The following is a 25,999-nucleotide window of genomic DNA, read 5'->3' on the forward strand; positions in this document are numbered from 1 at the left end:
GTCCGCAATTAAGACGTTGCGGACAGTTATTTTTCTACGACATTTAGTTCTTTCTTCGTCAGCTATTCGCTCATAACAGACGATCAAGTAACTGGATGATTGCTGAACATGGTGGTTCCGTGAAAATGCAACGGGTGGTAATCAACCAGTGATCGCGGTGGTAAATTCGGGTGCCGTTTTACACTCTACGTTGCATCCACCAGAGCGATGCGAATCCTTGCGTTGAACAGCGCTGTCGAGATGGTTATCCGCTACATCACCCAAAAACGCATGGTCGAGAAGCAGATGAAGATGGCCGCAGAAGCGACAGAAGTTGAAGAGGACACGACCAAATAGTTTGGTCAATTCTTTCACATGTGAAAGTTGACAAATAAAACGCTCTAAGCGCCCTAAATGGGCGCTTACACCTGCCTAATTTCACGCCTCCCACCTCTACCATATCGAGCATGGGAAAATACGTGCGTGAGACTATGAAAAAATCACCTTTGAATTTACTGCTCCTTGCAGCGCTCACGCTGGGGGCATCACACCAGGCTTGGGCTCAAGATGGCACAAGACCTGGTTTTTATGAGCGAAAGGAAGAGGGTTGGTTCTGGTACAAGGAAGAGCCCAAAGAACCAGAGAAAAAACCCGAAAAGCCCAAACCAAAGCCTGTGGCAGAAGCGAAGCCTACACAGCCTAAGCCTGCTGCTCCGCTTCCGAGCGGCCCAGAAATGTTCTCAGCGGAATGGTTCCGGGAAAACTTACCCAAGTACAAAGACCTTGCTTGGAACAATCCTACCGTTGAAAACGTCAGGACGTTTCTCTACTTGCAACGATTTGCGATAGATCGCTCTGAACAATTTTCCGATGCTACAGAGCTGGCGGTCGTAGGTGATCCTTTCTTGGATGAAATTACTCGACGTCCTGCTGCCACGTTTGCCTCACAACAAGTTGATCGTGACGCTGGTAACGCCAAAAACATGCTACTCAAAAGCGTAGCCGAACGCGTAGGGATATTCTTCTTCTACAAGTCCGACGATGACTACAGTGACTTGCAAGCACCGCTCATCAAGATGTTGGAACAAGGAGAAGGATTCTCGATCATTCCTGTATCTATGGACGGCAAACCACTCCCCAGTGGGCTTTTCCCCCATTACAAAACCGATGAAGGCCATGCCAAACAACTTGGTATCGTAACTTTCCCTGCTGTTTACCTCGCATCTCCAGACGGTCAGTTCGCTCCTATAGGACAAGGGCCAATGTCTCTTCCTGAGCTGAATCACAGGATTTTGGTCGCAGCAAAACGCAATGGTTGGGTCACAGACGAAGAGTTTAACCGTACACGTCCGGTACTCAACCTAGAAAACAACATAGCCGAACGCTTGGCCTCACCAGAGCTGGGCTCTGACCTCAAACAACTATCTCAAGCGAGCGGCGATAAAGACAACTTTGTGCCACCGGAACAACTCATGAAGTACATCCGGGACAAATTACAGGAGAACTAAGATGGTCACGCACAAGACATTAAAAAGGAGCCTGCTTGCCCTGAGTGTGGCGGCCAGTCTCGTCATGGCACCGACAGGGGCGATAGCCGCTAACGGCCTCCAATCACAGATGGACAAACTCTTCAATGAAATGAGCAACACAACACCACCTGGGGTTTATGAAAGCCAACGACGTGGCGTTTTAGCTGGTGGCCGGTTCACTGCAAAGACACGAATCTTCGACGAGAACCTGGTGAGCTTTGCCCCTCCATCATGGAAAGCTGGTTGCGGTGGTGTAGATCTGTTCGGCGGTTCGCTTTCCTTCATTAACGCGGATCAAATTGTCCAACTCCTTCGGGCTGTAGCAGCCAACGCCAAGGGCTATGCCTTCCAGCTTGCGCTCGATAACGTTTTCCCGGACGGAGCGAAGTGGATAGAGAACTTCCAGAAGAAAGTGCAAGCGCTCAACCAACATCTGGGCAACTCCTGCCAGCTCGCTCAAGGTTTCGTGAACGACCTAACCAGCGGCATGGACCTTAAACACAAAACTGATGCTTCTATAACCGCGACAACTTCCGGCCTGTATGAAGACTTCTTCGGGTCCAAGCAGGAAACCAGCGGCAAGAGTCCTCTGGAAGAACTGAAAGCCAACAAACCTGACGAATACAACAAGATGATTGGCAACATCGTCTGGAAGCAACTCAAGAGCAACAACGCCAACACCTGGTTCCAGTACGGGGATAACACCCTTCTTGAAGCGATCATGTCTTTAACCGGCACAGTCATCATTGGTGATCTGGTAAACGACCCGAACTCAACCGGCACTGGTGCGAAAACAACCCCTCTGACGACCCTACCAGGTAACAAGATCACCTTGTCAGACCTGATTTCAGGCGGTTCTGTTGAGATCTATTCCTGTGATTCTGATACGACCAACTGCCTGAGTGCTGGCTCCAGCAATAAAACTGTCGTGCTCAAAGGTATCAAGAACCAGATCACCGATATGCTGTTAGGAACAAGCTCTACACCTGGTGTGATCTACAAATACGCAACGAACTCTGGAACCTTAACCGACCCAGAAAAGGCCTTTGTTTCTAACCTCCCCGGAGGGATTGGCACCATTGTTCGTAACTTGTCTGTCCTTTCACAGGACGGCGCTAACCTGTTCGCAACAGAGTCATCAGGAGCGATAGCCCTGACCATGATGTATAGCTTCTCGGAAGAGTTCTTCCGCGCAGCTCGCATTGCGATGGCTAACAGCAAATCACCCTACAAGAAAGAGGCACTAGAGCTTCTCGCGCAATCGCAACAGCAAATCCGTGCTGAATACACAATCCTGTCCTCTCAATACGGCGATCTGGCAAGCCAAATTGAGAAATACAACAACCTACTGGACAACATCCGCAAGCAAAAATACATGCTGGCAACTTTGTCCAATCCTCCTAGCACGAACTAAGGAGCTATTGGAATGGGATCTTTTTCAATCCACTCTATCGGTGACTCTGCTTTTCTGGAGCAAATCCTGATTGCAGTATCAATGATCACCGGCACCGGGGATTTCGAGAAGATGGTCAGTATTGGCCTGCTTCTTGGGGTCTTGATGATCTGTATTCAGTCCGTCTTTCAGGGCGCAAAGCAAATCAACCTCCAGCAAGTGCTGGTAGGTTGGATTCTATATGCCTGTTTCTTCGGCCCAACCACAACTGTGACTATCGAGGACGCTTATACAGGGCAGGTTCGAGTCGTCGCCAATGTCCCTATTGGGGTAGGCTTTGCTGGAGGTGTCATATCCAACGTGGGATACACCATCACCAATTTGTTTGAAACTGGATATGGGGTAATCGTACCCAATGTCACGGAAAGCCACTTTTCCGAAACACTGAAACTGTTGAATGACGTCAGACGGCGAGCCTATGACACAGGAGTTTTTACTGCGCTTAACTCAGCAAATGGAGGCGGCTATGTTGACGTGAGGCGTTCCTGGAACAATTACATTCGGGAATGCACGTTAACCAAAGTCGATCTCAACCTAATGTCCCTTGATGAGTTGATGAACCGTTCAACTGACTCAGCTTTGCGATTCAACTCACAGCTCTACGGAACTAGGTTGTATTTGTCTACAGCAAACCCTGACGGCGCTGACTACACATGTACTGACGGATGGGTGGCTATTAGCACTGCAACCGCCAACCTAAGCAGCCCGGTTGTTGTTGATGCTCTTAACAGCCTACTGGGTATTGACACGTCAACTGGAGACAACGCTCTAACGAAGCTGACCGATTCGCTTCAAGCGATGGGTGCCACAACTACGTCATCAATCGACTATCTGAAAGCCGCCGTTCTGGAGCCCCTCTATTATGAAGCCGCAGCAGGACGTTATCAGGACCTCCAGGATTATGGCTCTGCATTGATGGTCAACCAGGCTATTCAGCAACGGAACACACAGTGGGCCGCAGAGCAGTCGATGTTCATGACCGTCGTCCGACCAATGCTGACGTTCTTTGAAGGCTTTATTTATGCTATAACCCCGATCATTGCTTTTATTATCGTGATGGGCAGCTTCGGCCTCCAGTTAGCCGGGAAATATGTACAAACCATCCTCTGGATTCAGCTATGGATGCCAGTCCTCTCAATTATAAACCTGTTTGTTCATACCGCCGCGTCAAATGAGATGTCTAGCCTCAGTGCTGGTGGTCTCAACTCCATGTACGCTCTTTCCTCAACTGGAGATGTTCTGCAACACTGGATTGCAACCGGCGGCATGTTGGCTGCGGCCACTCCGGTGATTTCCCTGTTTATCGTCACAGGTAGCACCTACGCCTTCACCAGCTTGGCATCGAGAATAAGTGGTTCTGACCACGTTGACGAAAAGATGCAAACGCCAGATCTACTCAAGCAAGGTCCGGTTATGCAAAGTCAGCCAGCGTACAATCACAACCAGTTCAGTGGTGCGATTGCAAACGGCGCAGAAAGCATGATCAGTACCTTCTCGCTTGGCTCCACCTTAGCATCAGGCGTGAGCTCCGCACAGGCATTACAAAGTCAGAAATCGGAGGCTTTCCAAAGCACTCTTGGTCGAGGTTTTTCTGATGGAGTAAGTCAGGATCAAGCCTATTCAAGACTCTCCAATGTCGGGCGCAACGTTTCGTCGCAAAACACAGCTCAAAGCCAATTGATCAACCAGCAAGCCAAGAACTTCATGGATAAGTTCCAGGTGGATGATAGCCACTCTGATGCTGTCAAAGGTGCTTTTGCCATGCAGGCTATGGGCACACTCGATGTTGACGAAGCTGCGTCCATGCTTATGCCTATGGTTGGCAAGGCCAGGGCAGCAATGAAGGCCGCTGCTGGTGTGAAATCAAACAGTACAGCCCTAGTTCCTGCTGGTGGTAATGGCGAATCAGGCGGCGGCAGTGATGTCCTGGACATCAAAGCGCAAGCGAAGGGAGCAACAGAGTCATCAACTCAAGACTCTTCAAGCTGGTCAGCGAGTGATGTGTCCCAGTTCATGAAGGGTGTGAGCTATTCGCAAACCGATAGCCAGGCGTTGACAAATCAATTAGCGCAGGGTTTCAGCCGTTCTGGAAGCGAGTCATTCAAGCAAACCTGGGGCGATAGCTTATCCCAGAACCTATCCAAGTCCGCTTCGGAACTGGTGTCTGCATCGGACACCTTCACAACAATGAGTCAGCTCCAAAACCAAATGGGCTCCATGACTAATACCGACTTTAAAACTCTCGGTGGTGCAGTAGCACAAACCCCTGCGGCCATGAACCAACTGAATGACTATTTCCGAAATGCCGCGCCGCAATCGGTTAAAGACGAGGCGGCTTCACTACAGCAAAGATACCAAGCCTACGGAATGTCTCCTCAAGTGGCCCAGGCAGCAGCGCGAATGACAGCAATGACCAACTCCAAAAATTACGAACAGGGTAAGGAGCTTGGCGGGTATCAAGCCGCACTACAGGCGATCAATACCGCGTCCGGTCGCAACGGAGCATTTAGTGGTGATGCTTACGGAAATAACGGCATTGAAGGCCCGAATGTTCAAGGCCTACCAGGTCAGGTTCAAGGGGCTGTAGGCAGTGGACCTAACATCCCAACCGGATTCCGGGAGAATGTGGCTGGGATGGCTGGAACTAATCCGGCATCAGAAGCTGGGCAGTTACCAACGAATAGCCCCCTTGTTCAAAATGAACATGCAGCCGGTACGTCAGCTCTTCATAACCAAGCACAGCAAACAGAGCGAAATGTATCTGCTCCTGAACTGAAAAAAGCCCAAGATAACCTTATGAACTCGCTTCCGGAAATGTCTTGGAGCGCTTCGGCGTGGGGAGCGTGGGACAACTCCAGTGATTGGATGGGCCGCAGAGCTGAACAAGCAGGTGGAGCTCTCATTGCTGGTGGTCAAGCTGGCGCTGATGCGTTCTCAAGAGCGATGGATCAAATGAGAACGATGACACCTGAACAACGCGACCAATTCATCGCGGCCACTCAACGCGGCGACCAGGCCGTGCAAGAGGAGTTTGGCTGGGCCGGTGATGCGATGGTCGGTATGGCTAAACTTGGCCGCAACGTCATGGGAGCTGCTGCAAGCGGCTATGATGCAGCGAAGGAGTGGTTAACTGGTAAATCTGATCTATCGGAAGCCGCTAAAGGGATGAGCATTGAGGAACGCGGCGCGTTCTATGCAGCAGCGCTATCCTCTGCCGCAGAAGCTGGTGGTGGAGCCGCGCAGCAGTTTATGAACCAGTACGGTGATGAGTTCAAAGAAACGATGCAGTCTATCGCTCAAAGCCGTTATGGGCTGACTGAATCCCAAGCCGCTGTTTATGCCGAATCGTTTGACACAAACGAAGGTCGCATGAACCAGGCTGTTCAGAATCTGAAAATGGAGTATGCAGAACGTAACCCGGATGGCTCACCGATGATGCAAGGAGGTCAGCCTGTTCTTTCTCAGCAAAACGAAGAGTTTACGGACAAGCTGGTAAACGTATTGCAGAACTCGACGGAAGCTGGAGACCGTTCAGGTAGCTATTTGACTGCCGTCAGGGGGTACAACATAGCAAATCAAAGGTTCTAAAAGACCAACCAAATAATAAGGGGGCCAGCAGGCCCCCTTATTCGTCTCCAGCTCCAATATGGAAGCGCTGGTCAAAATCATAGGAATCTTGAAACCCACCAGTTTGTTTTTTTCTGCGCCGGGTAGGTGGTGCCTCTTTATATGCTGACCGCGCAACGCGGATAAAGCACGTTAGTCCAAACAGAGCCCCGACAACCAAAGCAACTTGCCACTGGAAGTAAGCGATCCCTCCCCAAAAGATAACAGCAGCCCAAAGGCTTTTGTGAACCAGAAATAGGAAACGAGCACCCCAAACGCCGAAGGGAGCCAGCGCCACACCAAGTCCCCAAGGTGTGTCAGCCATCATGGCTATTCCCAGAAGCACCATTCCCAGCAGAAGAATATTGACCACATGTTTCATATCAACCCCCTTACTCTTTACCTCCAGTTTACCACGGCATCAAAAAATGCAACTGTGAAAATTTGACTATTTTTTGCTAAACAACCATTCCATTGGCAACTTCTTCGATTAGAATTTGCCCTCAAACTTTCACATGTGAAAGTTTGCCCTTACGGAACAAGGCGTTTATTGACAAAGCATTACATAGTTGAACATGTCAAACAAATCGCATACACTATGGAATAGGCCATTGCTAACGCTTTGGTCCCCATCTGCAACACCGCAGAGTTCTCTTTCTCAAATATCTCTTTCTGTAAACACCATCATCCTTGTGTGGTCGGGATGCGCCTTTGCCTTCCCTGCCCTCCTCAGCTCCTGCTGTATTCGCAATTTCAGCCCTCGCTGTATCCCTAAAATCACTTATACCTAAACGCTATTTAATATCACAAAATACCGCACTCCCCGTGCGCTATTTCCGCCATTCTTTTGGCGCACTTTCCATTGCTATCGCAAAAATATCCGTATCCCATTGATTACTAAAAGTATTGTAACTTTGTTCCGTCGGTACAAAGTTAAGTGCATGTTTTTAAAGGTTTTTTATTGTTGACAGCATCATTATTTGGGCTTGTAAAGGCGCAAAATGTGTCAGTTTGTGACAATAGAAGAACTCTAAAAGCGTTCATCGAATAACGCACTTTTTGTATGGCTAACAACGCAGTTTAAAGGGTGGCAAACAATGGATAAATGCCAATTGATAGACATCCCAAGCGACCCAGAGAAGAAACGTGAGTGGATCAAGTACAAACTCAAGATCCAGGGGCTTTCTCTGGCCGCATTGGGCAGAAAACACAAAACATCTCGGCAGGTGGTGTCTACGGCACTCTATAAGCCCAGTCCACGCTGGGAACATGAGATAGCTACAGCTTTGGGTGTGAAGCCGTCTGAGATTTGGCCGGAGCGGTACGACGAAGAACACGAAATACCCCTCAGACATAAGGAGGCAAGCTGATGAAGAACAAAGCCAAGGCGCTAGTTCTGTCTGCGGCTCTCCTTTCATCAACAGCGAATGCTATTGACCTGAGCGGAACCATCTTCGACAAAGCAGCGAAAGCATATAACCTCGACCCTCTTCTAGTGTATTCGGTCGCATTGGCCGAATCTGCATCAGGGAGAGGTAATGGCTCTATAAGTCCTTGGCCTTGGACGCTTCGCGTTCCTGGGCTTCCTTTCTATGCTAAGTCGGAAGATCAGGCAAAGGCTAAGCTCGCTGAGTTTCAGCAGCAGTACGGTCGTGCCATTGATGTCGGGTTTATGCAAGTGAGCATCCGGTGGAATGGTCATAGAGTTTCTTCTCCAGCAGATCTTCTCGACCCAGAGACCAACGTCATGGTTGGGGCAGAGGTGCTATCAGAAGCCATTCAGTCATCTCCAAATGACTTGGAGCTTGGCGTTGGCCGCTATCACGCCTGGGAAGACGAAATCCGAGCCAGAAACTATGGTAGCCGAGTCTTGGCTATCTATCGCAACCTTCGTGATTTGTGAGGGGGGCGGAATGTTGGAACTGGATATTATTGGTGCGTGGGATGCAAGAGCCGTCAACCTCGATCAAGAAGAAGCTGATAGAAACGTCTACGAGTTCGATCTGACATTGTGGAACCTGCTATCCACTCTGGCAAAAGAACGTCCAGATGATGCGGCCTCACAATTTTCTTTGGGCATGGACACCGTTCAAAAGCTGTCACTGGCAACACCTTCCCAATTGGAAGCTCTGGCCTCTGGCGTGTTGATCTCTTTCAAACTCGAAACAGCAGAGCAGAACATCATCACGCGACTCTCTGGCGACTACGACCCTGTAGTTTTTATCAACCATAGTGTTGATGAATTTGATGCTGCCTACTGGTTGCTATTTAACCGCGTCGCATCGAGAGACCCGGAGATGGCAAAGGAAGTTTTCGGGGTTTCGAGAGAGCTTGCGGAGCTGGTGGCTAAGGCAACAGACAGCCAGTTGCGCCACATGTCTGGAACAACGGTTACGCATTTTACGCTTCGTTTTGCTCCGAGCATCATTGAAGAAATTCTCGATGACAGCCGGGAAGAGTTAACACACCCGGTATTGAAAAAACTGCAACAGTCTCTACAGGGACGTGGGAGGTGGAGATGAACATTGGCAACTCTGGTACATTGGGTCGCTGGGTTACAGCTCGACACATGGCCCTTGCTGGGTACATCACAAAAATCATCATGATCGAGACTGGCCTGACCTACAAACAGGTCAGACGGCTTTACCAGGATCTGGAGAGGGACGGATATACTCTGGAACGAAAATCCAGAACTTTCCGGGGTGGTGCGACACTGATTCATAGTCACACATCCAAGATACAGGCCTCTCTTCTAATGCAGCTCTACTTCAACATTGGTGGAGAAGCCGTGTTGCGGTCTGTGAACATCAAAGCCTTGAACAAGGCATTTAGAATGTATCACGCAATCCGCAAAGAAGTGCCCGGAATGAAAGGTGCTCGGTGGGCTCCGTTTGATATTACTGATGCCTGGTGTCTTGCTTCGGAGCTGAGAAGTGGGGACGCAATGCTGGAGGTGTGCGACAACTGCAAGTGTACGTACTTCACCTCTGTTAATCAAAGAACCTGCGTTGAATGTCCGTTCTGCAAAGAACAAGGAAGGCATGGTGGTGGGGAGAAAGAGTGTGCTTGAGTAGACTATGACATTTCGGACCAGAAGATGAGCGCCCAAACTTTGCGGCGCTCATTTTTTTACTTCTTCTGTGGGATACGGTAGCGCTCCAGCTCGACAGCTCCCAACCCCTTGAAAGCATCCGGGCGACGTCCTTGCCCACTCCACGAAACTCCGTCTTTTGAATATTTAGCATTATCAGGTTCTGATCTGCTCGTGAACATTTCGTTGAGCAAGCCGATGTCCACACCGCAGGATTCCATGTCGCTCATTATTCGCTCAGCCTGAGCTCGCTTTTCTTTTTCTTCTTCTTCTCGCTTTTTGTACTCTTCCTCCAGTTCATTGAGAACGCCCTTCATTCTGTCAATGATCTCCCGAACTTCATCTAACGGGAGTCCTCGCAACAGGGTGCGAATGCGGCTTTTACGCTTTAACTCTGCGATTATTAACTCTCTACGTTCAGCCGCTGATAGCGTAGAGGACTCCTCGTGGTCTTTCATGTCATACGGAGCCCATCAGTTTTCCTTTAAGTGAATCACGTTGAGAGTTCAGTTTTGCGTCAGTCTGCACTGGCGAATTTTGATGCTGTGCAGGTTGACTCTCTGAACTCTGTTGCTCAAAAGACCCAATGTTGCCAGAAAATCGAAGAGAATAAAGACCCAATAGAGCAAGGGCGCGGAGCCGATCACTACGCGCCTTATGCTGCATCTGGGACAGTTCACGATAGAGCTCCGGAAAGGCTTGCTCCGATATGTTCAGATTAGATATTTTTCCATCCCATTTGCTACCAGCCACAACGACCTCCTATCTATCAGCCGCAGAACCAGAAGCCCCTGGCATTGGATGCCACGGATTCGTTGGGCAGTACGATCCTGCTCTTAGGGAAAAGCTCCTTGGCCGCATCTTGGTAAGCCTCGGCACCGCCGCCAGCCAGCAGAACTACGTCAGCATCCATCCCGTCCTCACGCATTGACTTCCGCATAGGGATCAAGGCGTTTTGAGCGACTTTGGTTGAGGCTTTCTTGAAGTAGTCTTTGATCGATACCTTTTCACCGTAGAGGAAGATTTCGGCCTTACCGGCACGAATAGCTTTCTCGATCTTTTCGATGCCAGGGGCACCGCCGTGGTCTTCCTGAATTAGCCGGTCCGTTTCCTGTAGCAACACCGACATCGCCTTGAGGCTGGTGCCAGATGAGTGATAGCGGACCTCTCCCTCTTCAAGAGCTACCCAGTCTACAGAAAAGAACCCAGGGTCAATTACAACGGTTTTTCCTCCCTGGATAATCTCCAGGAGGTCTTCATCTTTGGTTGAACTTACAACATCCATGTAAGCACCGGCAGGTTGAGGTACAACCACGACAGACTTAACCGCTACCGATCGTTTTGGCGTGATCTGGTGTTCGCCCTCAAGCCGAGCTTTCAACGCCTCTCTGCGCTCTACGTCCATGTACTGACTAACAGGCAGGCCAGTCACCAGCACATCGATCTCCTTCTGCTCGGACATCAGGAGTGCAGCGTAGAAAAGAGCCTTGTATGGATTGGTCGAAGGATAGTCGCCGTGAAGCTCACGCTCCCATCCTTGCAATCGGTCAGGCTCGACGCCTGCAACCCATTTCTCTCCATCAATCACAACCTGAATGCAGGTCCCTGCACCGCCAGTTAACTGTTGTGGCATCAGTTCCAATGGACCTGCCCCCACCGGCATGACGACTGTGCGAGCTTCCTCACCTTTATACCCCATTGCCATTTTCAGGTTGGAGTAACCAATATCCAAACCCAGAACAAATTGACTCATGAAATCCTCCAAAGATTGCTTTTAGATTGCTTTTCGATTGCTTGCCGCGTGTTGGATAGAGAATAAGGCTAAAAGCGGGGACAGATGGCCTGTGTAATTGCCCAAAAGGGGCATATAGGTTGCTTTTCGGTGGCTTTTTGATCGTTGAGTAAGGGAACCTATGGGAACGCTGCACGGATAGGCTCAGATAAACAGACCTTACCCTCGCATCGAGAACCGCTTGCCCTCCAGCATCGAGAGACGGTGGTAAAGAGGCATTTGGAATCTTTGATGCCATATCCAATATATCTGGAATCTTTACATATAGATTCATATTTAAAGAGGCTGTGAAAGAATAAGAGCATCAAGATTCCAGATAGATAGAGGGAAATTTGACAAATTCCAAAGATGGGTTAGCCTAGTGACAGAACTAGATTCCAGTATTGGAATAATCAGCTTTAAATTCCAGATAGATAGTTATGTGGATAGGAATTGGATAGGAATTGGGAGGGTATTGAGGTGAGTCTACCAACAGAGCGATGGCTAGATCTGCTAGATCCGAAGCTCGAAGAAGAACGATCCGAGATAACAGAGGATCTGCTAGAGGCAGAGGGACGAGAGTTTGTTGCAGAGGTACGGAGCAAACTGGATCACGCCTTAGCGGTTCTTGCTGTCGAGGCGCAGCAGGAAGCGGACATGTACTGGAACGCGCACAAATCAGCGCGTGAAGAAGCGTCAGAGGACGAACAAGGGCGTGTCGGTACACGGGTTCGCATTCTAGGCGTATCACTCGTTGCAGAGTGGTATCGCAACAGATTTGTCGAACAAGTTCCCGGACAAAAGAAAAGGGTTCTATCGACACATATCAAGAAGGGTCGCGGTCATGCCTACAGCATGTCGCACTTCAAGAAAGAGCCTGTCTGGGCACAAGAGTTGATCCAGCAAGTTGAAACCAGGTATGCCGTGTTAAGACAACGCGCCACTGCCTTAGCAAAAATTCGCCGGGCGCTAAACGAGTACGAGCGCCAGCTAAACAAGACACATAGCGACGAGGTGTGACAACATGACAGCATCTGTAGCGGCCACTGAATTGGCGAAACTGGGGAAATGTGAAGCGATGATCAAGAAAGTCGCCAGCCATCCTCGCCCTGCCCTGTCAAAGCGCCCACAATCGCCACAGGGGACAGATAGCACCCTTCGGGGTGAGTTCGCTCATTTCCGATATGAAGCGGCAGCCCTGCGTTTTATGAGCGGCACTGCGGGGGCTAAGCGTCGCATCTACCAGCTAGTGTTTTCAGCGACGGTAGCAGCGGGAGCATTGACAATGCTGGCGGCATGGACCACCAGCTAGAAAGTATCGACGGAACAATCATGAGCAAGAGAACCAAAGACAAAGACCTGGAGAAACTCGACGTAATCAAAGACTCACCGCAAATGAGCCTGTTTGAGATCATTGAATCTCCGGCCAAGAAAGACGACTACTCCAACACCATCGAGATCTACGATGCGCTGCCGAAGTACATTTGGGACCAAAAGCGTGAGCATGAAGATTTATCCAACGCTGTAGTGACACGACAATGCACCATCAGAGGCCAGCATTTCACGGTGAAGGTGAAGCCAGCCATCATCGAGAAGGATGACGGAAGAACCGTGCTGATCTACGCGGGACAGCGAGAGGAAATCCTTGAGGATGCTCTACGCAAGCTCGCAGTGAACGGGAAAGGCCATATCATCGAGGGCAAGGCTGGAGTCATGTTCACTCTGTACGAACTCCAGAAAGAGCTCTCGAAGATGGGTCACGGTTACAACCTGAACGAAATCAAGGAAGCAATCCAGGTTTGTCGTGGCGCAACACTCGAATGTATCAGTGATGACGGCGAAGCCTTCATCAGCTCCAGCTTCTTCCCGATGGTGGGACTTACCACCAGAGGTGAGTTTCGCAAGAAAGGCGGGAACGCCAGGTGCTATGTGCAGTTCAACCCGCTGGTAAACGAATCGATCATGAATCTGTCGTTTCGTCAGTACAACTACAAAATCGGAATGCAAATCCGCTCCCCTCTTGCACGGTACATCTACAAGCGAATGAGCCACTACTGGACTCAAGCATCGCCAGATTCGCCGTACACGCCATCGCTTATCAGCTTCCTGACACAGAGCCCTCGTGAATTGAGCCCACGGATGCCGGAGAACGTCAGAGCTATGAAGCTCGCTCTGGAGGCCCTCATCAAACAAGAGGTCATAAGCGACTACGACGCGAACCAGATCAAGGATGGCCGCAGAGTCATCGACGTGCGGTACGTCATAAGGCCTCATGAGAACTTCGTGAAGCAGGTGATGGCGTCCAACAAGCGTAAGCAGCAGACAGAGCTACGGGCCATCAAGCAAGGCATGATCGACCACGACATCATTGATGAACCCCAGCGTAAGGGGAGGTAGCCACCAGAAGCTCCCAATACCCCAGGGAAAAGAAAGATAGGCGCGTCAGCGCCTTTTTTTATGCCAGAAGAAAGCGCACAAGGTACGCCCACAAGGAAAGACCGGAAACGGAATGCCTCCGCATATGGGGGAGCTGCACGGATAGAGCGAACGTGACCCCAGATGCTTCGTGGGCTGAGGCTCGATATATGGGAACGTTGCACGGTAGTTGCAAGCCGAGTCTCAGTATCGTGCAAGCGTAAGCCACGACGAAGGATAAGTGCCATGCTGCTCCAGTGGTTCCCGTAGAGTGGTTCCCGTAAGGTATTGATAGTTAAAGGGTGAGGATGTGGGGGACCTGCACGTTATGAGATTTGATATGTGGGTACGTTGCACGAAAGCAGGTTCTGAACCTCTCGATATATGGGAACTCTGCACGATTGACGAAGCAGAACAAAGATTGACAGATCAGGACAAACCTAAAAAGGCAGTCAAAATGACTCCAATAGTCCATAAAGTGATCGTGCTCACATAAAAAGAGGCCAAAAGTTATCCACATTTCCTGTGCATAAACGGGGTTTTGGTATGTGGGAGCGCTGCACGATCACATGTGGGTACGCTGCACGGAGCAAAAAACGACCAAAATTGATATATGGGAACGTTGCACGTTAAGAAGAGAATATATGGGCTGACTGCACGTATAACCTTAGACATGTGGGAACACTGCACGAACACCAGTTCTGATATGTGGGAACGCTGCACGAAAGCTCTGTTTTGTAAGGATTTTGTGGAAAAAAAAGGGGTTCCGTGTGGATAACAGTGGATAAGATCCAAGGGTATGTGGGGGCGTTGCACGGCAACCTATGGGTTCGCTGCACGGCAACCTATGGGTTCGTTGCACGGAATAAATATGAAAATGCCAGCAATATCAATGCGTTGAATGACAACTCAGAGCGCCTAACCTGTTTTTAACCGCTTTTAATCCTTTATACAAAGATCTAAAGATCTTTATATTTATCCTTTTGATCGCTGAGCAAAAAATAATCAACACTGTTTTTTAGAGAAAAGTCTCGTATGCAAGGCCGAACAGGACGAGTATCACTAACAAGATAAGCATCGACAGCACAAAGTAACCAGACTCGTACACCACAGCTTTGATCACAGAAACGACGCTGATCGATCTTCCAGAGATCCTCCCGATGATCCAGTGAAACGCAACGAACGAACCAAGCCCACAGATCAGCACCACCGCTACGGAGACAAGTGCATGTTCCCTCAGGACAGACTCACTAAGGAAACCATACTGCATCCCCATCAATACAAGCCTGCCAATGCCAAACCCCAGACCCAATGCAACAGCTCCACGAACCAGCACAACCTTCAACGACTGGAGCCATGTCAGTTCAAGATCCATCCCCTTACGGGAAGACCGACGCACCAGCACCATAGATATGCCCAGCCCCAAAAACACCAAAAAAACAAAATCCAACATTACCACCTCTGCACAAATCAATCAGAACCACAGGCCTCTCGGCCAAATGCGCCACCAGGGAGAACCCACTTCTGCCCCTCCGGCACAAAAATCGGGAGCGTGTAATCCTCTCTGGATACCTGCTCCAATGCCTCAACATCACTAATCTGTATCGGCGCAACAGCAGAACCTAAATCTATTACGTCGATTTTTTTTCTTGATACCGTCACACCAAAGGTTTGTTCATACTGAGCAATCTTCCCAGCTCGTTCAGGCCAGTAGTGACGGATAGTGGACCAGATACGCTGTGAGTTGTAGATGCAGGTCATACACGAAGACCGGCTCCAACCAAGGCGATAAGGGACTGGGGCCAGAATGCGGTGACGCTCGATTACTTCCCATACCTCTTCCTCAGTCCAATGAAGAACGGGCCTCCAGGCATCAACTAACCGTGCAGTCTTCCCATATCTTCTGTCACAGGCATGAGCCTCAAGCTGGTTGTACTTGGATCTGTTTGCACTTTCCTCCCGGCGCTCACCAGTGATGAAAAGGATCTTCTTCCCCTTGAAGCGCTCCTGGTTATTAAGAGCTCTGCGGCCAACATCGATCTTCAAGGCTGATGAACACCACCTTGTTTGGAGTGATGGCGATTGCTGAGGGAAACGAAGGCGTGTACCAGGCTTAGAGCGCTTATGGTCTCTAGGCAGCACCAGAAGCCCCTCAGGCGTCTCTACACGATGGGGGTGGCTATAGGCATTGTCTTTGAGCATTTCGCCCTCAAAGCCGCCCTCAAGCCACGAGAAGTACATTGGGACACCCAGTTCTTCCCCGAGCTGACGACAGTAATCACGCATGAAGGCCCAATCCATCAACGAACTACCTTCCTGACCATCAACATCATGGTGCCAGAACTCCACCTTTGACTTATCAACACCCATGTCCACCAGCCGCAAGTACGCAGCAATCGAGTCCTTGCCTCCAGACAGGCAAACAATGATGTGGTCGTACAAACTCAAGTCCACATCCGGCGCTGAGAAGTACGTTGTTCTATCGTCACAACGCTGACTGGAAGATATACCGGTAAGAACCGACTCCAGTGATGGCAACACCACCTGGTCATCGAACAAATCTCCTTGGTTTTCTCGTCTCAACATAAGTCGCTCTTTTTTCTTTACTGGGTTGTTTTTATGATTTACAGTATTATAAAATGATGCTGTGAAAAGTAAAGTTTTCAGAACGACCAGTCACTCAGGAGAACTTGATAAGCACCAGAAAGCAATCTAAAGGTGGTTTTTCGGTGAGGTTAGTTCAGGGGCAACCTGTCTTGCTGATTGAAAATCATCAAGAAGTGGTTTTTTGGTGTGGTTACGGTTTGAGGGGGTGAGTATGTGGGAACGTTGCACGGTTAAAGGGGGCCGCACATGAAAACGATAAAGCGGTTCATCGTATGGGTGAATTACGGTCTTGAGGGTTGGAGCATTTTCGGATCGAGCGATGACTGGGATGAAGCGGTATCCATCCGTTCGGAAGCGATAGACGAATGCAATATTGATGAGGAAGACATCATCTTGGCAGAAAACAAAAACGAGCTGGTGGTAAAACCTGCGGCCAAGCAAATGACGGAGTGGCACCGGGAACTGGAAGCCGTCCTTATGACCTTGGATGACTGCCAGATGGAATGTGACGGCATGACATGGGCAGTAAGCCACCTACTCAATGACGCGGGTGTACCTCATGACTGCATGTATGGTTTTGTGCGAAACGAACAGACCAAGGACATCGTGACACCGCATTTCTGGGTTGTCCTGGATGATGGGTGGTTGGTGGATCTGAGGCTACGCATGTGGCTTGGCGATCACGACAACATTCCTCACGGGGTATTCCATCCCGATAACGAGCCAGGATTTTTCTACAAGGGAGACCCCGTTCAAAACCATAAAGGGATGAGACTGGGCAAAGCCGTCCTGGACATCATGACCGACGGAAAAATTTCACATGTGAAAGTTCCTGAACGACAAGACGGAGAGTAATAGCGTGGAATTTGATTACGACAAGTCAGTATCAAACGCACATCTTGAGGCCGCAGGCTGGGGTATGGATGCCTTTAATCACTCCAACCCATTTGAGAGCCATGTCATCTATGTGCGTGACTACCGCAACGATCACATCCGCCTGTTCACCATCAAGAAGGCTGACTTCGACACGATAAAGCTGCCGCTTCACCTTACCTCCGACATGCTGGCTTCGGTGATCGCTGAGTTCGTATCGAAGGCAGCAAAAGGGAAGTTGAATACGAAGGAGTCCGATACGCTGGCTCCTGCCTTGGTTGGCTATGCCAAATCAACAGAAACCTACCGGAGCTGGCGGAGAGTGTCTGGAACAACAGAGCGATTGCATATGGTCATCAATATCTACGCGGGTTCTGGATTGCTGAGACCTTTCATCGCTCGGGCTCCTGAGACCGTCCTGACGACCCAAGAGCTACTGGTCTTCTCATCACAGGTTAAGAACATGGATGTATCCAATCATCCAGAGTGGTTTAGGGGCCTGAGGTAGTCATGAAGGCAGTTCTCTGGATATTCGTCCTTATCATTGCACCTTTCGTCATTGCGAAAGTGGACCAGTGGCGCAAACGCGGCATTGGAGACACCTGGGCGTGGTGGAAATCAGAGAACATGCCTTATGAGCTGCGCTCGGCCACTCTGTTTTTATCCGAACAGGACATATCAACCACACAGCCGGTGCCCATGCACGGCAGGGTTGATCAGGTGTACAAAGCCAAGAATGGGGTTCTCATTCCCTTGGACACCAAGCTGCGCCAGGTAAACCACATCTATGAGTCGGACATTATCCAGCTCTCGGTTTACCGGGTAATTCTGTCACACAAGTACAAGGCACCCGTTGCCAAGTACGGCTATGTCCGAACCGTTGTTGAGACAGCGGACGGGGATAGAGTCCGTTACATCAAGACAAACCTTCTCAGCGAAAAAGAAGTGGTCAAGTTGTGGCACCGCTATCAATCCATCCGTTCTGGTCAGGTAAAAACCTCCTGTTCCTGTGGCGGAAAGTTTCACATGTGAAAGTTCTGGATTGAATTAGGGTTGCCCGAATTGGGCAGCTAGGCGGGGTTGCATTTTTGAAAAGTCCTGTACGCTGGTTGGTATAGGAGGTGAATAGTGGCCCAGCTTAAACATAACCGCTTCGTCATGTTGGGGTCCTTGGTAGCGACGGTCGTAGCTGCTGCGAATGGCTTGAGTTTTCTCACCCTTATGGCTGGTGGAATGACCCTTATCCAGTTCATGGCTTGGAAGCAACAAGATGCTGTCCGTAGCCGGTTTAAAGCTGCGAAGGATGCGTTTGAAGCGTTGAACGTTATTGCGTTCGACAAGCACTGGGTAGGTTCAACCGCGACGGTCGCCAAAGTGTCGAACATGATCACTCCGCCCGAACGACTGGATAAGCCCTGGGCGGTGCAAGTTCTGGCCGTAACCAAAGGTGGGACGTGGTTCGCAGTGGATCTGCAAGTGACCGGCACTGACAAGGTTCAGATGCTTAGCCTCCACCAGCTTAGTGAAAAGGCGGCAAAGACCATGCTGGCCTTCGACCTCGAAGTGTATGAAAAATTTTTCGGAAAACCTGATGTTGCATGAGGACAATGTGATGGAAAAAGTCAAAAGCGTAGATGCCGTGGAGTTCACGGCAGCAGATAAGAAGGCGATGACCCATGCGGCATACGCCCAGTGTTTCTTCATTCTGGCCCAAGTGATGGCATTCCCTTCCCTAGGGGTGGCTGGCGCTATGGTTGCTGCTCTGTGCGGCATGATGCCGTGGTTGACCAAGTTCGCCAAAGAGGCTCCATCGAAAGCCTTTGGCATGGTGATGGCTTCACTCTGCCTTGCTCCTGTGTACGGGAAACTCTGTGAGCTGGTGGTCCACGCGATTCAGGGAGCTTGAGCTTATGGGGGTAGTACGAGTTCCCTACCTCTTGGCTGAGCTGAAAGAACGCGGATGTGCTGATGAATCTGCTCTGGCGCAGGTTATGCAGCCTGGATGCCGAATTGGAGAGGAAGACCTACGGAAGTTGGCCGCAAATTTAGGGCTTGAAGTTTCTGAGCTGGCACCAGCGCCAGAGAACGCGGCCAACACCCGGTTCAAAGCAAAGCTGAGAGGAGGTTTGGCCTCCTTTCTTTTTGAGTACGACGGCTGTTTCCGACATGCCGAAGGCTCCAGCCATGCAGAAATGTTGGGTATCGAGCAAGAAGACGATATTGGTCTTCCGAGTCGAGCTGCTGACGCCATGCTCCTGGAAAAGATGCTTTACCAGGTAATCGCTCGGGCTAAGTACATGCTCGGCAAAATCGACAGCAAGTTTGTCAGGTCAGAACAAGCAATCGAGTTCCGTGAGCAACTTGCTCCTGGGATCTTCAGGCCAGGGTACAGAGGTTTCCGATTCAAGGAGGCTGCCGCTGGTGATTTGCCTACAGTCATGATTGACGGTCGGAAGTTCAATTGCGTTGCCAGTATAGCCAGAGCGCATGGACTTGATCCGGTAACGGTGCGTAGGCGCATTGCGGACACAAGGAAGGCCGCAGACAAACTCTCCAATGATGAGTGGAAACTCATCCTCGCCAAGAAAAAAGGTAAAGGGAAACCCTTCACCTATCTGGACAGGACCTACAGCAACATTGCCCAGTTCTGTCGTGAGCATCAGCTCAACACCAACCTTGTTTACCAGAAAGTCAAAGACCGGGCTGATAGCGCTGATGAAGAGTTCTGGGGACAGATAATCGAAACATGCAAAAGGAAAGACTAATGGCAGAAAACAAAGAGATCCCCTGGGAGAAAGAGCTCATTGAGAAGTACATGTTCACCCTGCATAAAGAGCAGGTGAAAGACCGGCGCTGGCGGACCATGTTGCGTGTGCTTCGCGCATCAGGTTTCGTGCTTCTCATGATCGGCTTCATCATTTTGGCATCTAATCCGGGTGGGATGCCGTGGCAAAGCGCCAAGGCTGGAGCCCCTCACACCGCGTATATCAACATCCGTGGTGAAATTGCTGCTGGCACACTGGCCGATGCTGATCACCTTATCCCGTCCATCCAAGCAGCATTCGACAACCCGAATTCACAAGCTGTCGTGCTTCGCATAAACAGCCCTGGCGGTAGCCCGGTTCAAGCAGGACGGATTTATGAAGAAGTGAAGGCGCAGCGAGCCCTTCATCCGGAGAAAAAGGTCTACGCCATCATTGATGACATCGGTGCCTCTGGCGGTTATTACATCGCCTCTGCTGCGGATGAAATCTATGCTGACCGCGCCAGTCTTGTCGGTTCTATCGGCGTCATTAGCTCAGGGTTTGGATTCACCGGCTTGATGGACAGGCTCGGCATCGAGCGCCGGGCAATCACTTCCGGAGAGCACAAAGCGCTTCTCGACCCATTCTCCCCTCTTACCTCTGATATGAAGAAATTCTGGGAGGGCGTTCTATCGAAAACCCACCAGCAGTTCATCGAACGAGTGAAGGCTGGGCGGGGTGATCGACTGAAAGACGCCCCAGAGGTGTTTTCTGGATTGCTCTGGAACGGGGAGCAGGCCAAAGAAATTGGGCTGATTGATGGCCTGGGGAGTTTGAACTCCGTGGCGCGAGACGTCATCCACCAGAGCAACTTGGTGGACTACACACCAACCGAAGACATCATCCGGCGACTGACCCAACGAGCGAAGCTCGAAGCCAGTTCCTTCGTGCAAGAACTCAGCGCTGTGAAAGTTTACTGATAGGAGCAGTTTGACATGACAGAACAAAGTACCAAATCACTACGTCTCGGGGTTTTTGCCGCCATTATTTTGGGGCTCGTAGGAACCGGGTTCGGAATCTACCAGCTCGTGAAAGAGAAGGATCTGGCGCAAGAGATCGCCAACGTGAAGTCCACGGTCAACCAGGTGAAAGATGCCGAAGGCGTCACCTTCAAAAGCAAGGCAGAGTTTGAGGCTGCTGTGGCCGAAAGCATCAATAAGTTTGTCGCGCAGAAACAACAAGCCGACATCGATCAGAAGTATGCCCAGTTCGAGGCGGCACCTGAAAAGGTCGAAGACGGCAAACACATCTATGGGGACCTTGGTGCCCGATTCACGCTGGTGGAGTTCTCTGATATGGAGTGCCCCTTCTGTAAGCAATTCCACGACACGCCCAAGCAAATTGTGGATGCCAGTAAAGGCAATGTGAATTGGCAGTGGAAGCACATGCCTCTCGACTTCCATAACCCGGCAGCTCACAAGGAAGCGTTGGCCGCTGAATGTATTGCTGAACAGAAGGGCAACCGTGGCTTCTGGGTCTTCGTGAATGAGATTTTCCATCACAGCAAAGGCAACGGTGCCGGTGTTTCTGACTTGGCCTCTGTTGTCACGGGTGTTGGTGCTGATCTGGATGCTTTCCGTGAGTGTCTCAGCTCTGGCAAGCACGAAGATAAAGTTCAAGCTGACATCCAGAAAGCCAAGAGTTACGGCGTTAATGGTACTCCAGCAACCTTTGTTGTAGACAACCAGACAGGCAAGAGTCAGCTACTCGGTGGTGCTCAACCGGCACAAGCCATCATGGCGGTGATGCGAAAAATGATGATTGAGTCGCAACAAGACGACTCAGCGAACCAATAAAAACTTTCACATGTGAAAGTGGAGTGAGAACTGATGATCAAGATTACAACTAAATTGGGGTGCCTTCTGGCGGGGCTGCTTGTCCTGTCGGCTTGCTCAAGCGTCCCTCAGACAAGCAACGAATACACGAAAGCCCTGGATGATACCAAACAGGTATGTGCTGCCTGTGCTCTGGTTGGTAATGACCTGCTGGTTGCCCTCAACAAGTCATGCGACAAACCCATAACCCCGGAGACTCTAACCAGCGTCATGAACAGTAACTCGATGTTTGCCGCCATGATGGCAATTAACTCCATTGGTGGAACCGACCTTTATCAGGTTTACCGTGATGCGGCTATCGACACCCTGCGATGCAATGAGATGGACACTTGGCCTGAACGGACCAAGGTGCGTTTCCAGCAGCCCGACATGCAAAAGGCGCTGGCCTTGAGGGTTTCTGTCAGACAGCAGAATGCAAATTAACTTTCACATGTGAAAGTCAGGTCCCTCAGGGGCCTGATTTCACTATGAGGTGTACCAATGGAGTTACAAGAAGCAAAAAATGCTCTCGATAGCCTTCACCCCCACAAGGCCTCAGCCCCTTTGAGGCTTGTCATCCACCAGCCTGGAGGGATTGGTGGAACCCCTACCGTAGGGGTGAAAGCAATTCATGCTGGGTTTGATTGGGACAGCAACACCATCCTGATCTACCCGGAAGAGCAGCTCACCCGGTTGACGCCGGATGAGGTCGCCGCCATCACGAAGTCAGTATCGAAGGGACAGTCCTGGCATTCATATCAGCAGTTCAAGAAGTATCGGGAGCAGTTGGCCGAAGCCACGGAGGAAATTAATAGGCTCAGGGCTGAGCTGGGCAGGTATCAGAATAACGGGAGGGGGTAATGCTAAAACGCGGAATTATCAATCTCGCTGCTAGTTACATCATTGTTGATGCCCTACTCCGGAATGCAGCAATTTGGATCTTTGGCTTGTCCTTCTCCATTGGTGGCACTTACGTCGCTGGCGAGGCCAGTACATGGGGCGTTTACCTAGCCACTTCTGGTGCAATGACACTCTGTTCTGTCGTAACAGCCTACCTGCTCGTGACCTATCACCGCTGGGGGCTGATGACGGCCAGGGTCTGGCTGCTATTGAGTGCCTGCCTAAACGGCTATGCCGTCTATTTGAGCAGCCACAACATCCAGTTGGTGGTGGCACTGCTTTCCAGCCTGTTTATTGCTTTGTGGATGCTCAAGACCCTTGAGCAACCAGCAGTGAAGGGGACGTACAAGGTAATCGCTGATCTTCACCGTCAGCTATGGGGAATGTTGAAGGGACAAACACAATGACGACGAATACTCAAAACGCGAACGCCAACCAGGTTCGGTCTTTACGCGACATGCTTGTCCCCGCCCTGTTGTTCTATGTGGTGATGACGGCCATGTTTGTGGGTCTTGACGCATTCATGGATAAACCCACCAGCATGAACCTGCCATTTATGCCGTTCCTTGTCTCGATGGTGAGTTTTACCAGTGACGCACGTCGAGCGTGGGACTGGCGGAACGGGACCAAGGTTGTGGCCGTATTGACTGCGGTAGCCATGCTGTTGGCATTCATCTATCAACTCGCGGTCGGAGAGGTAAATCTCTTAGGGGTTGGTATATACCCGGCCACAGCCATCCTTCTGTTGGCAATCACCTGGGTGATTCGCGCTATCGGAAAGACGGCTCCTTTCCAGTTCCTGGGGAGACACCTGGCGCGGTTTGGTGCATCGAAGTGGGTCCAGCGTACCGCCGCAGTCATTGTGCTCGCGGGTGGCCTTGCCATCACTGTCTATGCCTACTGGCTTAACCACGGGAGCTGATGATGATCATTGCAACGAAGAGCGGCTTGCTGGTGGCCGCAGAACTAATCAAGGAAGAGGCCGGGTACTGGCTACTACAGCCTCGTGACCAAAAGACGCCGGTCAGAGTGAATAAGCAAGATGACAATAAACGCGCTTTCACGCATATGGGAGACGCCCTTCGCTGGGCAGGTGATCCTGAGCTTGCAAAGCAGTTCGATGCCGAGGGGGAAGAACATGCAAATTCGTGACTACATGACAAAGTTGTTTGAAGCATTTGGTGATGTAGAAGAAGTCACCCGAGAAATGCTTCTGGAGCAGGCGGAGCTCATTCATACGATCAGCGATAAGTGTCAGAGCACAGGCCTGTTTCTGGATAGTCAGGTTCGTTTCAACCAGTTCGTTCAAGAGATTGAGGCTGACGACAATGTAGAGGATCGGTTGCTTCATGCTTGGTGCTGGGTAATGGACCGAATAGTGAAGGCACCAACATCCTTTCACATGGATGGGGCTGTGATTTTGACAATGCCTCTGGTCGCCAGATACCTGCCACCAGTTGAACGGGAGCCGGAAACCATCGTGGTGAATCTCGATGAGGACTACAAGGCTCCTGTAGGCAACCAAACACTCTGCGAGCTCATTATGGAACGGAGGCATTGGCCGCAAGGTGCAACGTGCGCGACCCAAGAAGCGGATGGTGAAATCCTCTACTGGGACGCCCCGGTTCAGGTAGTAGAGGAAGGCAGAAAGGCCGCTGGCAAGCATGGCATGATGGCTGAAATAGGATTAAAGCATCAAGTAGACTTTTGGTTTTCTGACATGGCCGAAACTCGGCTCGCAACCGATTGGAACACCGCCGTCATCACACCTCACTGCTTGCTACTTTCCTATCTTGATGTGCTCCAAAAGAACAAAGTGCCGTTTGATGAGGGGGTGCGGCTCGCTGCCGAATGGGTAACGCAACTTGGTGGGGAGTCTCGTAAAGATACCGAGGAAGAGCCGGAAGCTGATGCTACGGTGCTTTCCCTTGGGCGAGCCACAGCTCATTGCTTTAAACCTTATCCGGACACACAAAATTTCTATTACGAGGCCTAAGCCTCACCCAAACAGGAGGATCAACATGCGATACCAGGTATTTAAAACGAAGGAAGGGGGCCTGCCGGTGTTTACTGCACCGTGGTACTGGTTGGCCTCTGCCATTGCTCACTGGTCATCTCTTAACTGGGATGCCTGTCGAATCGTAGACAGCAAGGCGGATAAAACAATGCTCTGCTGGGCCAAGGCTCTACCGGCTGCAAAAAAGATGGAGTGATTATGAGGTTCGGTTTTGCAAAAAAGACGGGGATTTCAGCGTTCCTATCAGCAATGCTGGTGCTGGCTCCTCATGTGTGGGCAGAGACCTTCACTGCAAAGGTTGTGGGGGTGTCTGATGGTGATACGGTCAAAGTGCTAACGGAACAAAGCTGCGATACCGGAAAAGACTGCCGGAGTGGCAAGATCCAGTACCGAGTAAGGCTCGCGGAGATCGATACTCCAGAGAAAAAGCAGCCATACGGCTCAAAGGCGAAGCAGGCCTTATCAGATCTGGTGTTTGGTCGAATGATCAAAGTGGAGCAAATCGACAAAGACCGTTATGGCCGCCTGGTTGCCAATCTCTATGTCGATGGCAAATGGGTCAATGCCGAAATGGTCCGTTCTGGGAGTGCGTGGGTGTACCGGCAGTACGCCAAAACACCGGAGCTGTTCAAGCTGGAGACCGAGGCCAAAGCCGATAAGCGAGGTCTCTGGGCATTACCGGAATCGGAGAGAACTCCCCCTTGGGAGTGGCGAAGAAAGCACTAACCACACCCCAGAGTATGCAGGTGTAAACAGTAACCAAGAAAACAAACAGGAATAACGATGAACAAAAGCGAACTGATTATGAAAGTGGCCGAAGACGCTGATATTAGCAAAGCAAAGGCCGAAGCTGCGGTAAATGCGCTGATCAACTCAGTGAAAGAGGTGCTTAAAGCGGGTGGGACAGTAGCGCTTACTGGGTTTGGTACTTTCCACGTTAAGGAACGCGCAGCGCGAACCGGACGGAATCCCCAGACTGGAGAGAACATCCAGATCGCGGCGGCCAACATTCCTGGGTTCAAAGCTGGTAAGGGGTTGAAAGACTCCGTGAACTAGATCTTAATCATGTGACACATGAATAAGGTTTACATAAGGCTCCTTTCGTGGGAGCCTTATTCATATCAGACATGAATAAGGGGG

Annotated in this window: 34 protein-coding genes; 28 read left to right on the forward strand and 6 right to left on the reverse strand. The window is 50.5% G+C overall.

The annotated features are described in order from the left end of the window. Window positions 1–207: 207 nt before the first annotated feature. The 4 genes from R7P80_RS23065 to R7P80_RS23080 all read left to right on the forward strand — a co-directional run bounded on the left by R7P80_RS23065 (window position 208) and on the right by R7P80_RS23080 (window position 6,549). Window positions 208–336, forward strand: a complete 129-nt coding sequence (locus R7P80_RS23065) for a hypothetical protein (RefSeq protein WP_258238572.1) — start codon at window positions 208–210, stop codon at window positions 334–336. A gap of 134 nt (window positions 337–470) precedes the next feature. Continuing rightward, window positions 471–1,487, forward strand: coding sequence for a conjugal transfer protein TraF (traF, locus tag R7P80_RS23070; protein ID WP_000749520.1), 1,017 nt, complete (start codon window positions 471–473; stop codon window positions 1,485–1,487). 1 nt (window position 1,488) lies between these two features. After that, the gene (locus R7P80_RS23075) at window positions 1,489–2,922 is read left to right on the forward strand and encodes a conjugal transfer protein TraH (protein WP_000256129.1); all 1,434 of its coding nucleotides are present in this window, start codon (window positions 1,489–1,491) and stop codon (window positions 2,920–2,922) included. A 12-nt stretch (window positions 2,923–2,934) separates the two neighbouring features. Next, window positions 2,935–6,549, forward strand: a complete 3,615-nt coding sequence (locus R7P80_RS23080; protein WP_000534551.1) for a conjugal transfer protein TraG N-terminal domain-containing protein — start codon at window positions 2,935–2,937, stop codon at window positions 6,547–6,549. 37 nt (window positions 6,550–6,586) lie between these two features. Here the strand turns inward: R7P80_RS23080 and R7P80_RS23085 are convergent, their stop codons facing one another. Further along, window positions 6,587–6,949 carry a hypothetical protein gene (locus R7P80_RS23085; protein WP_000683483.1) on the reverse strand — a complete coding sequence of 121 codons (363 nt, stop codon included), beginning with the start codon at window positions 6,947–6,949 and terminating at the stop codon, window positions 6,587–6,589. A 715-nt stretch (window positions 6,950–7,664) separates the two neighbouring features. Between R7P80_RS23085 and R7P80_RS23090 the strand changes: the two genes are divergently transcribed. The 4 genes from R7P80_RS23090 to R7P80_RS23105 are packed head-to-tail and all read left to right on the forward strand — an operon-like array spanning window position 7,665 to window position 9,637. Next, window positions 7,665–7,937 carry a helix-turn-helix domain-containing protein gene (locus R7P80_RS23090; RefSeq protein ID WP_000356489.1) on the forward strand — a complete coding sequence of 91 codons (273 nt, stop codon included), beginning with the start codon at window positions 7,665–7,667 and terminating at the stop codon, window positions 7,935–7,937. Continuing rightward, complete coding sequence (locus R7P80_RS23095) at window positions 7,937–8,470, forward strand: transglycosylase SLT domain-containing protein (protein WP_000790610.1); 534 nt, start codon at window positions 7,937–7,939, stop codon at window positions 8,468–8,470. The genes R7P80_RS23090 and R7P80_RS23095 overlap by 1 nt, the downstream gene beginning before the upstream one ends. Window positions 8,471–8,480: 10 nt before the next feature. Further along, entirely contained in the window at window positions 8,481–9,089 is a 609-nt protein-coding gene (locus R7P80_RS23100) for a hypothetical protein (protein ID WP_000891157.1), read from the forward strand. After that, window positions 9,086–9,637 (forward strand): FlhC family transcriptional regulator, encoded by a 552-nt coding sequence (locus tag R7P80_RS23105; RefSeq protein ID WP_001020646.1) that lies wholly within the window; start codon window positions 9,086–9,088, stop codon window positions 9,635–9,637. Before R7P80_RS23100 ends, R7P80_RS23105 begins: the two co-directional genes overlap by 4 nt. 59 nt (window positions 9,638–9,696) lie before the next feature. On the opposite strand, the gene R7P80_RS23110 is transcribed toward R7P80_RS23105, so the two are convergent. Genes R7P80_RS23110 through R7P80_RS23120 form a run of 3 tightly spaced genes read right to left on the reverse strand, consistent with a single transcriptional unit; the run spans window position 9,697 to window position 11,411 of the window. Beyond that, window positions 9,697–10,116, reverse strand: coding sequence for an H-NS family nucleoid-associated regulatory protein (locus tag R7P80_RS23110; protein WP_213899780.1), 420 nt, complete (start codon window positions 10,114–10,116; stop codon window positions 9,697–9,699). Between the two features lies 1 nt (window position 10,117). Beyond that, on the reverse strand, window positions 10,118–10,411 hold the full coding sequence (locus R7P80_RS23115) for a hypothetical protein (protein WP_000919078.1): 294 nt from the start codon (window positions 10,409–10,411) through the stop codon (window positions 10,118–10,120). Window positions 10,412–10,427: 16 nt separating this feature from the next. Further along, the gene (locus tag R7P80_RS23120; RefSeq protein WP_000077457.1) at window positions 10,428–11,411 is read right to left on the reverse strand and encodes a ParM/StbA family protein; all 984 of its coding nucleotides are present in this window, start codon (window positions 11,409–11,411) and stop codon (window positions 10,428–10,430) included. A gap of 498 nt (window positions 11,412–11,909) precedes the next feature. On the opposite strand from R7P80_RS23120, the gene mobI reads away from it, so the two are divergent. Genes mobI through R7P80_RS23135 form a run of 3 tightly spaced genes read left to right on the forward strand, consistent with a single transcriptional unit; the run spans window position 11,910 to window position 13,826 of the window. Then, window positions 11,910–12,449: a conjugative transfer protein MobI(A/C) gene (gene mobI, locus R7P80_RS23125; protein WP_001447712.1), complete on the forward strand. Its 540-nt coding sequence runs from the start codon at window positions 11,910–11,912 to the stop codon at window positions 12,447–12,449. 4 nt (window positions 12,450–12,453) lie between these two features. Further along, on the forward strand, window positions 12,454–12,741 hold the full coding sequence (locus tag R7P80_RS23130; RefSeq protein WP_000127321.1) for a hypothetical protein: 288 nt from the start codon (window positions 12,454–12,456) through the stop codon (window positions 12,739–12,741). 20 nt (window positions 12,742–12,761) lie between these two features. Beyond that, the gene (locus R7P80_RS23135) at window positions 12,762–13,826 is read left to right on the forward strand and encodes a RepB family plasmid replication initiator protein (RefSeq protein ID WP_000044788.1); all 1,065 of its coding nucleotides are present in this window, start codon (window positions 12,762–12,764) and stop codon (window positions 13,824–13,826) included. A 1,036-nt stretch (window positions 13,827–14,862) separates the two neighbouring features. On the opposite strand, the gene R7P80_RS23140 is transcribed toward R7P80_RS23135, so the two are convergent. Both R7P80_RS23140 and R7P80_RS23145 read right to left on the reverse strand, forming a co-directional pair. Beyond that, complete coding sequence (locus R7P80_RS23140; protein WP_004201092.1) at window positions 14,863–15,297, reverse strand: hypothetical protein; 435 nt, start codon at window positions 15,295–15,297, stop codon at window positions 14,863–14,865. A gap of 17 nt (window positions 15,298–15,314) precedes the next feature. After that, window positions 15,315–16,430, reverse strand: a complete 1,116-nt coding sequence (locus tag R7P80_RS23145) for a phosphoadenosine phosphosulfate reductase family protein (RefSeq protein ID WP_000946104.1) — start codon at window positions 16,428–16,430, stop codon at window positions 15,315–15,317. 267 nt (window positions 16,431–16,697) lie between these two features. Between R7P80_RS23145 and R7P80_RS23150 the strand changes: the two genes are divergently transcribed. From R7P80_RS23150 to R7P80_RS23230, 17 genes are all read left to right on the forward strand, one after another. Further along, window positions 16,698–17,306 carry a hypothetical protein gene (locus R7P80_RS23150; protein ID WP_000849069.1) on the forward strand — a complete coding sequence of 203 codons (609 nt, stop codon included), beginning with the start codon at window positions 16,698–16,700 and terminating at the stop codon, window positions 17,304–17,306. Window positions 17,307–17,310: 4 nt separating this feature from the next. Continuing rightward, on the forward strand, window positions 17,311–17,832 hold the full coding sequence (locus R7P80_RS23155; RefSeq protein WP_000393783.1) for a hypothetical protein: 522 nt from the start codon (window positions 17,311–17,313) through the stop codon (window positions 17,830–17,832). Window positions 17,833–17,834: 2 nt separating this feature from the next. Further along, a complete protein-coding gene (locus tag R7P80_RS23160; protein ID WP_000648873.1) occupies window positions 17,835–18,356 on the forward strand; it encodes a hypothetical protein in 522 nt (173 codons plus the stop codon). A gap of 96 nt (window positions 18,357–18,452) precedes the next feature. Then, complete coding sequence (locus tag R7P80_RS23165; protein WP_000057876.1) at window positions 18,453–18,926, forward strand: hypothetical protein; 474 nt, start codon at window positions 18,453–18,455, stop codon at window positions 18,924–18,926. 10 nt (window positions 18,927–18,936) lie between these two features. Further along, entirely contained in the window at window positions 18,937–19,230 is a 294-nt protein-coding gene (locus R7P80_RS23170; RefSeq protein WP_001370730.1) for a hypothetical protein, read from the forward strand. A gap of 4 nt (window positions 19,231–19,234) precedes the next feature. Then, window positions 19,235–20,089, forward strand: coding sequence for a hypothetical protein (locus R7P80_RS23175; protein ID WP_000539391.1), 855 nt, complete (start codon window positions 19,235–19,237; stop codon window positions 20,087–20,089). Beyond that, the gene (locus R7P80_RS23180) at window positions 20,089–21,048 is read left to right on the forward strand and encodes a S49 family peptidase (protein WP_000829617.1); all 960 of its coding nucleotides are present in this window, start codon (window positions 20,089–20,091) and stop codon (window positions 21,046–21,048) included. The genes R7P80_RS23175 and R7P80_RS23180 overlap by 1 nt, the downstream gene beginning before the upstream one ends. Window positions 21,049–21,063: 15 nt before the next feature. Continuing rightward, a complete protein-coding gene (locus R7P80_RS23185; RefSeq protein ID WP_000139696.1) occupies window positions 21,064–21,924 on the forward strand; it encodes a DsbA family protein in 861 nt (286 codons plus the stop codon). Between the two features lie 33 nt (window positions 21,925–21,957). Further along, complete coding sequence (locus R7P80_RS23190; RefSeq protein WP_000591076.1) at window positions 21,958–22,386, forward strand: hypothetical protein; 429 nt, start codon at window positions 21,958–21,960, stop codon at window positions 22,384–22,386. A gap of 57 nt (window positions 22,387–22,443) precedes the next feature. Further along, window positions 22,444–22,803 carry a hypothetical protein gene (locus R7P80_RS23195; RefSeq protein ID WP_000422769.1) on the forward strand — a complete coding sequence of 120 codons (360 nt, stop codon included), beginning with the start codon at window positions 22,444–22,446 and terminating at the stop codon, window positions 22,801–22,803. Further along, window positions 22,803–23,249 (forward strand): hypothetical protein, encoded by a 447-nt coding sequence (locus R7P80_RS23200; protein ID WP_000919343.1) that lies wholly within the window; start codon window positions 22,803–22,805, stop codon window positions 23,247–23,249. Before R7P80_RS23195 ends, R7P80_RS23200 begins: the two co-directional genes overlap by 1 nt. Then, entirely contained in the window at window positions 23,246–23,764 is a 519-nt protein-coding gene (locus tag R7P80_RS23205; protein ID WP_000210757.1) for a nitrite reductase, read from the forward strand. Before R7P80_RS23200 ends, R7P80_RS23205 begins: the two co-directional genes overlap by 4 nt. Window positions 23,765–23,766: 2 nt before the next feature. Then, a complete protein-coding gene (locus R7P80_RS23210; RefSeq protein ID WP_004201084.1) occupies window positions 23,767–23,994 on the forward strand; it encodes a hypothetical protein in 228 nt (75 codons plus the stop codon). Beyond that, window positions 23,981–24,838 (forward strand): hypothetical protein, encoded by an 858-nt coding sequence (locus tag R7P80_RS23215; RefSeq protein WP_001167036.1) that lies wholly within the window; start codon window positions 23,981–23,983, stop codon window positions 24,836–24,838. Before R7P80_RS23210 ends, R7P80_RS23215 begins: the two co-directional genes overlap by 14 nt. A 25-nt stretch (window positions 24,839–24,863) precedes the next feature. Then, window positions 24,864–25,055, forward strand: a complete 192-nt coding sequence (locus R7P80_RS23220; protein WP_001270409.1) for a hypothetical protein — start codon at window positions 24,864–24,866, stop codon at window positions 25,053–25,055. Between the two features lie 2 nt (window positions 25,056–25,057). Beyond that, the gene (locus R7P80_RS23225) at window positions 25,058–25,585 is read left to right on the forward strand and encodes a thermonuclease family protein (protein ID WP_001210659.1); all 528 of its coding nucleotides are present in this window, start codon (window positions 25,058–25,060) and stop codon (window positions 25,583–25,585) included. Window positions 25,586–25,642: 57 nt separating this feature from the next. Next, window positions 25,643–25,915 carry an HU family DNA-binding protein gene (locus R7P80_RS23230; RefSeq protein WP_001043046.1) on the forward strand — a complete coding sequence of 91 codons (273 nt, stop codon included), beginning with the start codon at window positions 25,643–25,645 and terminating at the stop codon, window positions 25,913–25,915. Window positions 25,916–25,999 lie beyond the last annotated feature (84 nt).

It is taken from the genome of Vibrio sp. 2092 (assembly GCF_033339635.1).
Taxonomy (GTDB): Bacteria; Pseudomonadota; Gammaproteobacteria; order Enterobacterales; family Vibrionaceae; genus Vibrio; species Vibrio alginolyticus.